The 11,246-nt window shown below is 58.7% G+C and carries 13 protein-coding genes; 8 read left to right on the forward strand and 5 right to left on the reverse strand.

Features of this window, described 5'->3' with window-relative positions:
- Window positions 1–15 precede the first annotated feature (15 nt).
- The 3 genes from G7A66_RS08855 to G7A66_RS08865 all read left to right on the forward strand — a co-directional run bounded on the left by G7A66_RS08855 (window position 16) and on the right by G7A66_RS08865 (window position 2,750).
- Window positions 16–783, forward strand: coding sequence for a helix-turn-helix transcriptional regulator (locus G7A66_RS08855; protein WP_174295336.1), 768 nt, complete (start codon window positions 16–18; stop codon window positions 781–783).
- Complete coding sequence (locus G7A66_RS08860; protein ID WP_174295337.1) at window positions 780–1,490, forward strand: FadR/GntR family transcriptional regulator; 711 nt, start codon at window positions 780–782, stop codon at window positions 1,488–1,490. Before G7A66_RS08855 ends, G7A66_RS08860 begins: the two co-directional genes overlap by 4 nt.
- A gap of 99 nt (window positions 1,491–1,589) precedes the next feature.
- Window positions 1,590–2,750: an alpha-hydroxy acid oxidase gene (locus tag G7A66_RS08865; RefSeq protein ID WP_174295338.1), complete on the forward strand. Its 1,161-nt coding sequence runs from the start codon at window positions 1,590–1,592 to the stop codon at window positions 2,748–2,750.
- A 514-nt stretch (window positions 2,751–3,264) separates the two neighbouring features.
- On the opposite strand, the gene G7A66_RS08870 is transcribed toward G7A66_RS08865, so the two are convergent.
- Window positions 3,265–3,648, reverse strand: a complete 384-nt coding sequence (locus G7A66_RS08870) for an acyl-CoA thioesterase (protein ID WP_174295339.1) — start codon at window positions 3,646–3,648, stop codon at window positions 3,265–3,267.
- A 410-nt stretch (window positions 3,649–4,058) separates the two neighbouring features.
- Between G7A66_RS08870 and G7A66_RS13955 the strand changes: the two genes are divergently transcribed.
- The 4 genes from G7A66_RS13955 (at window position 4,059) to G7A66_RS08885 (ending at window position 7,246) form a co-directional block, all read left to right on the forward strand.
- Window positions 4,059–4,184 carry a recombination protein F gene (locus G7A66_RS13955; RefSeq protein ID WP_206675141.1) on the forward strand — a complete coding sequence of 42 codons (126 nt, stop codon included), beginning with the start codon at window positions 4,059–4,061 and terminating at the stop codon, window positions 4,182–4,184.
- Between the two features lie 153 nt (window positions 4,185–4,337).
- Complete coding sequence (locus G7A66_RS08875) at window positions 4,338–5,186, forward strand: SDR family NAD(P)-dependent oxidoreductase (protein WP_174295347.1); 849 nt, start codon at window positions 4,338–4,340, stop codon at window positions 5,184–5,186.
- A gap of 368 nt (window positions 5,187–5,554) precedes the next feature.
- Window positions 5,555–6,070, forward strand: coding sequence for an SRPBCC family protein (locus G7A66_RS08880; protein ID WP_174295340.1), 516 nt, complete (start codon window positions 5,555–5,557; stop codon window positions 6,068–6,070).
- 12 nt (window positions 6,071–6,082) lie between these two features.
- The gene (locus tag G7A66_RS08885; RefSeq protein ID WP_174295341.1) at window positions 6,083–7,246 is read left to right on the forward strand and encodes a zinc-dependent alcohol dehydrogenase; all 1,164 of its coding nucleotides are present in this window, start codon (window positions 6,083–6,085) and stop codon (window positions 7,244–7,246) included.
- 378 nt (window positions 7,247–7,624) lie between these two features.
- On the opposite strand, the gene G7A66_RS08890 is transcribed toward G7A66_RS08885, so the two are convergent.
- The 4 genes from G7A66_RS08890 to G7A66_RS08905 form a co-directional block, all read right to left on the reverse strand.
- Window positions 7,625–8,335, reverse strand: coding sequence for a hypothetical protein (locus G7A66_RS08890; RefSeq protein WP_174295342.1), 711 nt, complete (start codon window positions 8,333–8,335; stop codon window positions 7,625–7,627).
- Window positions 8,336–8,398: 63 nt separating this feature from the next.
- Window positions 8,399–8,662 carry a hypothetical protein gene (locus tag G7A66_RS08895; RefSeq protein WP_174295343.1) on the reverse strand — a complete coding sequence of 88 codons (264 nt, stop codon included), beginning with the start codon at window positions 8,660–8,662 and terminating at the stop codon, window positions 8,399–8,401.
- A complete protein-coding gene (locus tag G7A66_RS08900) occupies window positions 8,653–9,252 on the reverse strand; it encodes a hypothetical protein (RefSeq protein ID WP_174295344.1) in 600 nt (199 codons plus the stop codon). The genes G7A66_RS08895 and G7A66_RS08900 overlap by 10 nt, the downstream gene beginning before the upstream one ends.
- On the reverse strand, window positions 9,252–10,439 hold the full coding sequence (locus G7A66_RS08905; RefSeq protein ID WP_174295345.1) for a hypothetical protein: 1,188 nt from the start codon (window positions 10,437–10,439) through the stop codon (window positions 9,252–9,254). Before G7A66_RS08905 ends, G7A66_RS08900 begins: the two co-directional genes overlap by 1 nt.
- Window positions 10,440–10,578: 139 nt before the next feature.
- Between G7A66_RS08905 and G7A66_RS08910 the strand changes: the two genes are divergently transcribed.
- A complete protein-coding gene (locus tag G7A66_RS08910; RefSeq protein ID WP_174295346.1) occupies window positions 10,579–10,794 on the forward strand; it encodes a helix-turn-helix domain-containing protein in 216 nt (71 codons plus the stop codon).
- The last annotated feature ends 452 nt before the right edge of the window (window positions 10,795–11,246 follow it).

The raw sequence follows: 11,246 nt of genomic DNA on the forward strand, positions 1-11,246 counted from the left end.
GTGGAGGGCTGTCTCATGAAAACCGCTGTTCGCGTATCGGAAGAAATGGTCAGTTTTGTCGGGGCCGGAGAGTTTCCACGCATATCGGACGGTGATCGGCCGTTGCGGGACGCCGTTGTTTTCGCCTTTCCTGGTGTCGGCCGCGATATCCCGTCACGGGTAGTCTATCGGGATCAAGCCATACTCGAGGATCTGCAGGATTGCCTTTTGGTGCTGGTAGTCGAGGCGAGGGCCTGCCAACGTATCTTCGCTCTTTCCTTGCGGGGATCGGCCATGTGGCACCTGCCCGCCGACGCACACAGGATTGCTCTGTCGATCATCGAGTGCGGCGGCCATGGCGAGGTGCTCAAGACGCTTCGCCTGGCTCGGAGCATCGAGCTTCTGTGCCAATTATGCGCCCATTTAGGCGCAGGAGAACTTGTCCCGTTTGAGGGCGAGACCCCTCTACCCGAATTGGACGTCGTACGCCTCGTGCAAGCCCGCCGGATAATAGACCAGCGTTGGCGGGAGAAGCTGACGATTCCTGCCCTGGCCCGCGAAGTCGGCATAAATCGCGACAAGCTTGTTCGCGGGTTCAGAGAATTGTACGGCACCACCATTGCCGATCTGCTCAGTACCCGCAGGCTGGAGGAAGCGCGCCTGATGCTCCTCTCCAGTGACATACCGGTGGCCAGCGTGGCCCATCGGTGCTCGTATCTAAGCAATGCCAGCTTTACCCGTGCATTCGCCCGGCGCTTCGGCCTTCCGCCGACGGCGTTGCGGCAACAGGGTGTTGAGGCATGAGCGATCCGGCTCCACGAGCGGGTAAAGGCGGGCTGGTGGCATCTGCTGCCGCCGCAGTGCGGGCCTATATCGGGGAAAACGGCCTCAAGGTAGGCGACAATTTGCCCAGCGAAGGCAGTTTCGCTGCGGAGGTCGGCGTCAGCCGCCCCGTGATGCGCGAGGCCTTTCATACCTTGTCTGCCCTCAAGGTTATAGATGTCGGAAATGGCCGAAGAGCGAGGGTGGGTGCCATTGACGGCTCTGTTATGGCTTCGTCCATCAGCCACGCTGTCAGCACTTCGCAGGTATCCTTGGCCGATGTCTGGGAAGTTCGGCGCACGCTTGAATTGCAGACTGCAGAGCTAGCTGCCACGCGAAGAAGCGAAGAGCAGGCGGATGCAATCCTCAAGGCTGCGCACGCATTGTCGATCAGCCGGGACGAACATTCGCGTACACGATCCGACACCGAGTTTCACCAGACGATCGCTCTCGCCAGTGGCAACCAGCTTTTCTATCAGATTGTACGGTCCTTTGAACAGATGATGGCGATTGCCATTCCCAAGGCATGGTTGGGACGCAAGACGGAAGCGGAGCAGAGTGAAACATTGGAGCTTCATCAGGCCGTCGCTCGCGCAATAGCGAACAAGGAACCCGTTTCAGCGCGAGAAGCAATGGATGCGCATTTCGCCCGCTCCATCGGCAATCTGTTCAAGCAGGATGCGGTTTAGCGCACAGGAAATGCTCCGTCGCCGTCTTTCAAATTCAGCAATCTCGATCTTCTTGCGGATGATTGTTGACATTCGCTGAAGCAACAAGGAGCCAACGCCTTGAAGTCCCTGCAGCGCGCCAACAACATCGAGGATCTTCGCATTCTCGCGAAACGCAGACTGCCAAGGCCAGTATTCGACTACATTGACGGAGGCGCCGACGACGAAATTTCGCTCACCCGGAACACGTCAGCCTTTGCCGATTATGAGCTGATGCCTGATGTGCTTAGGGATGTATCCTCCGTGAGAACACAGACGACGCTGTTCGGCGAGCAGGTTCGATGGCCGCTCATGCTGTCGCCCACCGGCTTGACCCGCATGTTTCATGCGGATGCTGAATTGGCGGTGGCCCGGGCGGCAGCGATGCAGGGTCTGCTATATACTCTCTCCACCATGGGAACGACGAGGCTGGAAGATTTAGCCGCGGCATTCGAAGGCCCGAAAGTTTTCCAAATTTATTGTTTTAAAGACCGCGGACTGACGACCGAATTTGTTTCCCGTTGCAAAGAGGCTGGGTTTCATGGCCTCGCGCTTACTGTTGACACTCCAGTCGCAGGCAACCGCGAGAGGGACCGGGTAAACGGTCTTTCACTCCCACCCAGATTGACGCTTAAATCGCTATTGAGCTTCGCACTTCGCGCTGGCTGGTCGCTGCCTGCCCTAACTGGCGCAAAGTTCGATCTCGCCAATGTCAGCCATCGGGTTGACGCTCTAGCCGCCGGGCCGATGAGCCTGTTCGACTACATAGGCGGGCAGTTCGATCGCTCGGTTACTTGGCGTGACGTAGAATGGCTCGCTTCGGAGTGGGGCGGGCCGCTGGCCGTTAAAGGCATAATCAAGCCCGAGGACGCCAAAAGGGCGATTGGGTCGGGAGCGACGGGCATCATCGTTTCCAACCACGGCGGACGTCAGCTCGACGGGGCACCTGCACCAATAAATCAGGTCGGTCTCGTTCGCGATGCGATTGGAGATGGTCCTGACGTCATCTGTGATGGTGGAATACGGCGAGGATCGGACGTAGTAAAAGCGCTGGCCCTCGGTGCAACAGCTTGCGCGATCGGTCGCCCTTATCTTTACGGATTGTCCGCGGGGGGCGAGGCAGGTGTGAGCCGTGCTTTGTCTATTCTTTTCGAAGAATTCGAACGAACGCTGATATTGGCCGGAGTGAATGACATTTCAGAGTTGAGCTACAGGCACATTCAACGCCTTCGAGACCTTTGACCTAGCCGCCACACGCTGCCACCCCAATAAAACTCAGTGACCACCTTCAATCCACAGAACCCCCGCTTCTCGGAGCCTCCCTGCTAGCGCTGCTTCGATTTCCAGCGACTCCCATCCCAGCATAGGATTTAGATGCTCCACGAGATGTGGCAGCAGCCTGACTCCGAAGCGCCGGACTGCTCTGCTGCCTTTGTACCCGGCCTTGTGTTGATCGAAGCGCAAATCGGGATCACGAGAGGTCTGCCCAACATACAAGCCCCACCTACCCGTGCCGGACGGGTCGTGCAGTAAGATCAGATAAACCGAATGGCCGGCGCGCCGCTGCCTCCTGGTGGTCGCGCAAAATGTTCTCGTCACCTTCTCTGCTGTCCTGATCCAGAGAGGGCTGCTCATTTCTGATGCACTCGGAGCGGTGCGAGAGTGTACAAGACGTCGAGAGGGCGTCCGCGTCTATCTGCCGGATACATCTGGAGGTCATGTGAGAGCAATTCGGTCATCTACAGAGGGACGATTTTCATGTGAGGAAAAGGCGAATGACCTGACGCGGAGGTCGGGTCGGACGCCTTGAAGTGCTATCCATGCAGCACCAGCTGCTCAGAACATTCGTTAACACCTCCTCACCTCGCATAAACAAGGTGCTGAACTGGGCCCGAGCGCCTCTGGCGTGATTGGCTCGTACTTCGGCGACGATAATCTCGTCGGGCAACGCTGGGCGAAGGTACGAAATCTGGTGCTTCAGCGCTACCCAGAGATATCTCAGGACCACCTCCTTAGGCGCTACGGTCCTCCAATATGCAACCACCGCATCCTGCACCCATTTCAGGTATGCGGCATGGCTTACATATCCCAAACAGTCGGTATCATCGGGCTGGATTTCAAAGGCGTAGGTATGATGCACTTGTTCGAACCATAGTTGAAGTGGGTTAGGATAGGAGTAGAATGAGCGTCTTCGCTCAAAAAAATAGCATAATCTGCTGTCCGTGACTGAATTTCATCTCAGCGTGCTAGATGATGGCCGGATCGCACCTGACGGACCCGTCTGAGCAAGCAGCCATGGAACGCAGCGTGATGAGGCGTTGAGACTTCCGAAGCCATCTACAAAGCTTCAGACCTCTCGAAACTGCAAACCGAGACGGTGGACCAAGACTTGGCGCATTTTACCAATCTTCACGATCTCTGTAGAGAGTCGCTGCGAGGTCTTTCGTCCAAACGGCGCAACTGAGCCGGATTCTCTATTTGGCACGCTTTTTGTAAGGCATGGTTCATCGGCGGAATGGACCGCCGATGCTAAGTTGAGGAAATTTCGACATGCAGCACATCAACACCATCAGCGGCCGTTTCGCCGCTGCTGCCGCCTCTCTTGCAGTGTCGGCGCTGGTTTTCGCAGCGGCCATCGTCCCTGCCAGCCCCACCCTGACCGGCATGCTTGCATAAGCGTCTTCAGCTCATGAGCAAAAACAGGAGGGGAGCAGCGATCCTTCGCAGTCAAAGGCGAGCCGCAACTACGATGCGCGTTGTTCTTGGACTGACGAATGCTGTCCTTGCCAAGTTTTTGGTGCAACACCCGACAAAGCGCGCGAAGGTGGTCTGGGCCGTGCACATGCGCTCGAACTCGCACGTCATGGCGCCAGGGTTGTGGTCAATGATCTGCAGTCTGCCGCGCTTGAACCGGTGGTCGACGAAATTCGATCGGTCGGCGGAGAAGCGATCGGCTGGGCAGGGTCTGTAACCGACGCGGAGACGGTCGACCGCATGGCGGCCGCTGCTGTGGACCGTTGGGGCCGGATTGATATCCTGATCAACAATGCCGGTATCCTGAGGGACAAGAGTTTCGCCAAAATGGAACTCGAAGATTTCCGCCTCGTCCTTGATGTTCATCTAATGGGCGCCGCGACTTGCACGAAAGCTGTGTGGGACAGGATGCGGGCGCAGAAATACGGAAGAATTGTCATGACGACCTCGTCCTCGGGGCTCTATGGCAACTTCGGGCAGGCCAATTACGGTGCGGCAAAGATGGCGCTTGTAGGACTCATGCAGACACTCGCTATTGAAGGCGAGAAGTACGGCATAAAGGTCAACTGCCTGGCACCAACTGCGGCAACGCAGATGACGGGGGGAGTGTTGTCCGAGGAGGCGCTGGCGTCTCTTGATCCGGCGCTCGTCAGTCCCGGCATCGTCCACCTCTGCAGCGAAGATGCGCCAACCCGAACCATTCTGTGTGCCGGTGCAGGGCATTTCGCCACAGCCAACGTGACTCTCACGAATGGCTACACCGTGGGCAGGGCAGATGACGCCGCACTAGAAGTCTCCGCTAATTGGGCAAAGGTCGCTGACCGAAAGAACGAGATCGTCCCCGCATATGGCTTTGTTCAAGGGGAGCGTGAACTCGCGAGCACCGGTATCCAGGTGGAGGACTTTACAGTGGTTCACGGTTGATGCTGCCCCTCTTTTAACAGTTCGCTGTTCTGCTGGCACAAAGAGCAACTATACCTTCCGAGGGCTCTCTCAGAGCCGATGCACCTGCCGGTAAAAGATGGGCGGGCAGGGCGGTGTTTTGGCCCGCAAGAAGAAAGCTGTCAGCTCATTCAGCTACTTCAACTCCTCTCATGAGGTGAACCTCGCGGCCTGTGCCACGCAGGAGAAGGGCAGAGCTGCGCCGATCAGAGACAAGTTGCGACTAGACAGAGAGCACCCGTCGGCTGATCGACATTTGCAGCTCGGTACCTTTTTGCAGCCCTTAGCGATGGAACCTGTTGGGACGGAGCCGGTTCAGTAAAGGATTCAGCAGCATACGGAGCATTGCAATGAACGCGGCCCAAGATCCCGAAGACCTCGACCTTGCCGCCAGGGCCGCTGTAACGATCGGCCGACCTGCAGATGCCCTGCGCCTTCTTTGGCTTGCGCCCGATACACTGCCGCGCATCATGTCCCACTTTGCAGATGTAGAACCGATCGACGAGCGCGTTGCGCAGTGGTCGATGGAAGCGCCTCTCGGGCGAACATTGCGCTGGCGCACACAGATCGAGGAGAAGGCGTCTGACCATTTGGCCTGGACCAGCTTGGATGGCGCGGATGTGCCGAACGCCGGCGCATTGCAGTTCGCTCCCGCTCCTGGCGACCGTGGCACCGAAGTGACGCTTGACGTTCGCTTCGACCCGCCGGGCGGCCTCATCGGCGAAGGCGTCGCCAAGCTGTTTCACGTCGTGCCGCGTGAGATGGTGCTGAAGGCGCTCTACAATTTTCGCGCGCTCGCGCTGACGGGTGAAATCCCGACCACCGAGCCCCAGCCCGCTGCTCGCAACGGCGGCATGGACAAGTAAAGGAGACAGGCGATGCGAGCGCTATGCTGGAACGGTGTCAACGATTTGCGGGTGGAGACGGTCGCCGACCCGAAAATCCTCAACCCCAAGGACGTGATCCTCAAGGTGGGGCTATCCACCACTTGCGGGTCTGACCTGCACCTGATCGACGGCCTCATTCCGACGATGCGCGAAGGCGATATTCTCGGGCATGAGTTCATGGGAGAGGTGGTCGAGGTCGGAGCCGAAGTTACCAAGGTCAAGCGCGGCGATCGTGTCGTGGTGCCGTCCTTTGTTTCCTGCGGAGAGTGCTTCCATTGTGCACAGGAGCAGTACTCCCTGTGCGACACGAGCCATCCGAAACCCGAGCTGGCCGAACCGATCCTCGGTTATCCCACTGCAGGAATCTATGGCTATTCCCATGCTTTCGGCGGGTACTCCGGCGCGCATGCGGAATATGTCCGCGTGCCCTTCGCCGATGTCGACTGCTTCATCGTGCCGGAGGATGTCTCCGACGAGACGGCCTTGTTCATTTCCGACGCCGCACCCACCGGCTACATGGGGGCCGATTTCTGCAACATCCAGCGGGGCGATATCATCGCGGTCTGGGGCTGCGGCGGCGTCGGGCTGATGGCGCAGCAGAGCGCCATGATCATGGGTGCCGAAGGCGTCATCGCGATCGACCGCTACCCTGAAAGGCTTGCCATGGCCGAAGCGCTTGGCGCGGTCGCGATAGACTACACCAAGGTCGATGTCGTCGAATTGCTCAAGGAGCTGACAGGTGGCCGTGGCCCCGACGCATGTATCGACGCGGTCGGAATGGAAGCCAGCGGGCAGGGAATGGAGCAGGCCTATGACCGCGTGAAGCAGGCCCTCTACCTCGAGACGGACCGCGGCTATGCGCTCCGCCAGGCGATGATGGCGTGCCGCAAGGGGGGTACTCTTTCGGTTCTCGGTGTCTACGGGCTAATGGACAAGTTTCCGATGGGCATGATCATCAACAAGGGTCTGACCCTGCGCTCGGCTCAGCAGCATGGGCAAGCCTATGTGCCGCGTCTCCTTGAGCATGCACAGCGCGGCGAGTTGACGCCCGCACCTTTAGCAACTCACCGTTTCTCGCTTGAGGACGGGCCCAAAGGCTACGACATGTTCAAGCACAAGACGGATGGCTGCCTTCGCGCGGTGTTCGCTCCGTGATCGCTGATCGTGCGACTGTGACGAACGCTGTTACATGAAATGCACCGGTAGCAGTCGCGGTTCGAGGGCGGCATGCCTCGCCCTCGCACGCCAGCAAGCCCGATCGCGCCACTCGCATCCAGCATTACCGCGACCTCTACGAGCGCCAGCTGAAGTACTGAAAGCCGTATATCAGTAGGTTTGGGATTGTAGCTGTTATCTGAAAGCAAAGCTGCCGGGGAACGGCTCGTCTGATTAGGTCAGAGACCCGCTGGCGGTAGCAGAGACCGTAAATACCAAACCAGACCAGCAGCTAACAGCCTTCACCCGGCGTTCTCATCGGAACGACGCATCAGCGGTTCTGGTCGTCCACAACGGCGCCGCTGCCGTACGCCGTGGTCACCATTTGGCGTAACCAGCGGCGATGCCCACCAGCATGGCAATCTGATTTGGTGCAAGCCATCCTGCCGATGGAAGCGGATGAAGTTCATGCAGGCAATCTACGGCCTGCCCGTTCTGCTCGCGAATTCCGAGACCATGCGGCCAATAGCAGGTGGTGACCTCTCCGTTTTCAGCTGCGTAGAAGTTTCCGGTGGCCCCGCTCAGGGTGATGGCCCCCTGGAAGCTGTCAAAAGGCTCCATCATAAAGTTCTGCATGCCCAAGCCGAGAATGCGCTGTGCAGCGTTCAGGGGCAGGGGGCGAGGCGCTGCAATTACGATGCGGCCGCGCTCGGCGCTGCTCGCCTGACCCAGAGCAAAGATCAAATTGTCGCGCTGCCATGTGACGAGAGCGGAAGCCTTGTCGACCGCTCCGATCAGGAACCGCCGATCACCGCCGGTCTCGTCAGCAAAGTGACAGGTGGCATGTGTTCGCCCGTCGGGTGGGTAGTGGCGATCGAGTAGCCTGCTCAGGGTGGCGAGGGCAGGCAGGGGATCGTCGGTTACATCCAGCCAGTCCATGAGACTGTAGATGAGCTCATCAGCATCGTACTCGCCGCCGCCTGCAAGCATCTCTTCAAGCCTGCTCCTGCGTATCCAGCATCCTTTTTCCGGTATCCCGTGGGCCTGCCATGTGCCGGGCTTCATCCTGAGCTCCATGAACTCGGCCATCTGACTTCCTGCGCGAAGCTTCATGTCAGACTCAGCTGATTGCCAGGGATAGCCTGAGGACGTTCAAGCGGGGGCACTGCTCGTCCTTGTTTCAGACGGGTGGGCAATGCTCTCCTCAGCGTCGGAATACTTGCCTACAACCCAGATGAAGCTCTGGATGTCGATCCGGTCGACTGGAGCGAGAGGGGATGTCTGCCGCTCGGTCTCCGCCGCAAGGTCGAGCAGGGAGCAATACACCTCTGTATCCAGTTCTGCCCGGTACTCCTCTGCAAAGGAATGTCCTACGCGAACTGCAAAATCCTGCGTCACTGCAGGCTTCAGAAACATGTTCGTTTGTGGAGCCCACAGGAAGGAAAGATAAGTAGCGATGGGCCAGGAAACTCGGCCGGTTCGCGGCTCCACTGCGCGCATGCGGGCGAGCCCCTGTTCGTACTACCTGCCGCTATCAAGGCTGCGGCGCTCACCAGTTCAGGACCAGCACTGCTTCCCAGCATCTCGCGCTTGTGCTGCTGCTCATGCTGATGCGCGAGCAGGTTGGTACTGCTGACCACCTTCTTCAGCGAGGCCGCCTGTTCAGATGTAGGCTCGCTGGCTTCCTCCAGCGGAAGCAGTGAGGTCAGGAGCTCGCTTGCAGCAACCTTGTATGCGCGTTCTCGCTCGATGTACTCAGGATCTGCAAATCCGCGCGGATTGAACGAGCGAAATCGCGCGATCGCACCGTCGAACCCGAAGTAATCGGGATGGAGGCGACCGGCTTCTGAACGCAGCCGGTGGCGCAGGTGCTCAAAATCACTGTCCTCGATCACTTCGCCGCGGCGACCGCCGCGCAGGACGAAGCCGCGGAAGAGTGAGCCGTCAGTGACGATGCGTAGCTTTGCATCTCCCATTGTCTCATCAGGAAGCGACTTCAGCGGCATCAGAGCACGCCCTCCTTTTCGGCAAGCCGCGCCGCGCTGATGACCTCGCTCATAGCCTCGGCCCAGGCAGCCGCGTGCTCCGGCAGTAGAGCATCGATCCTCGGCGCCGATGAGCCGTTGGTGGAGAGATAAATGGTTCCGGTGTCGGTTTCGACGATGCTCCCGCCGGTAAGACTTCGCAGAGCCTCATTGTATCGCATTGCGATTTCTCTTGGCGCGGTCCAGCTCAGGGTGTCTGTCCAGAACTTGCCCGTTTTCGTAATGTACCCGAAGTTCGTCGGCCGCTCACTGAAGGGCAGGTCGACCTTGAGATTGAGGCTGGCAAGATATTCCGGCGCTATGCCAAGCGGCTCAATCCGCTGCAGGAAGTCCTGCACGGCTTTGGGCATGCTCGTGTCGTACTTCCCCAGCGCCTCCATGAACATCTCTTCGGTGAGCGAGGTCGGCTTGGCCTCGCTCTTCGCAGATGCCGCTTCGATGAGAGGGGGCGCGGCACCTTCAAATCTGAGGATCCCGCGCTCGATCATCACAGTCTGGGCGAGGGTGCCCGGAACGGCAAGTATGTCGCCGCTTAGCGGGTTGCGCCAGGTGGCAAGCTCGACAAGCGCAAAGGTGAAGTGCGCTCCGGCATGGCTCTGAAGGAGTTCGGCAAGCGCTTCTGCTTCCCGGCGAATACCATCGCCAAGAACCAGCACCAGCATTCTGCCGCGCGACAAATTGCGCGAGACTGCATCAACAAAGGCGCTCTCATCGAGCGCGTCAATGTGTTGCGCTACAATTGCATACAGCGTGGTTCCGGAAACGACCATTCCCTTCAGCACTGCCGCCTCGAAGCCCTCATAGCCAAGCTTCATCAGGGCGGAAACGTAGTCGAGCGCCTGCGCCACCACTTCACGCCTGGCCTGCGTGTTGCGCCAGAGCTTGGTCTCGACGAGCACGATTTCTCCGGTCGGGGTGACGTATAAGTTGTCGATGGAGCCGTGAGCACAGGGGACTTCACGCGCAACCGGCAGGGGGTCGCCGAACCCCGGCTCGATCTGCCCGACTGGAAGCAGCTGAGGATGATCGAAGATGAGACTCTGCAGCCAATCTTCATCATGCACTCCTGCGCCGAGGCGGATGCGCTCCAGCCTCTGACAAGGTCCAGCGGCAGGGATGAGAATGGGGAGTCCGGTAGCCTTTTTCATGGCGCCCAACTTCCTTCTAAGCCGGACCAAGTCCAGTGAAATGTGACTCATAAGCATCTGAACTGCAGTCTGCTGCAGATCTCCACTGTGACTCATCGTCCGTTGTTCGTTCCGCCTCATCGGCTGATCAGTATGGCCGATGGACGTGCGCAAGAGAGTAGGGACCAACCTGCGCCGGCTGCGCAGCGAGACGGGTCTGAGCCAGGAGCGCTTTGCGCTCGAGCATGGGTTCGACCGCACCTACATCAGTGGCATCGAACGCGGCGCACGTAATCCGACCATCCAGGTCGTTCAGCGGATTGCAGAGGCACTCGAGATTGACGTTATGGAGCTGTTTGCCAGGCCCGCTGAATAGCTGTGCAACTGCTGGGCTCGTTTGTGGTGCACCTAGAGGCCGTCGGGCCAATCAGGAGCGGCGGTCTCGAAATCGGTGCTCGTAAGCGCCATTTTGCTTCTTCACCCGGAAGGCGGGAGTTGAATCGGGAGCGGACGGTCAGGTCTGCCGCTATGGGCGCGCTTAGCTGCCGTTCCGCAAATGATCTTCCTTCAGAATTTTGCTCAACCATCGGCTTTGGTAAGAGCAATGGCTATTAAGCGCTGAGTCTAATCCGGACTTACCTCCCCACTGCTCAGTTTCCAACCAGGTGCGTTCGCTTTGACGGGCCCTATTCGAGTCACCACTGGGATCGAACGATAGATCGATTAGGGTCCGGACCCATAAACAGGATTCACAGCGGCATTGGGATGTGATTCATGAGCCTCCAGTGAGGAGGCATGTGGATGGCAAATTTCTTCTGGTTCTCGGAT

It is taken from the genome of Alteripontixanthobacter muriae (assembly GCF_013336795.1).
GTDB lineage: Bacteria > Pseudomonadota > Alphaproteobacteria > Sphingomonadales > Sphingomonadaceae > Pseudopontixanthobacter > Pseudopontixanthobacter muriae.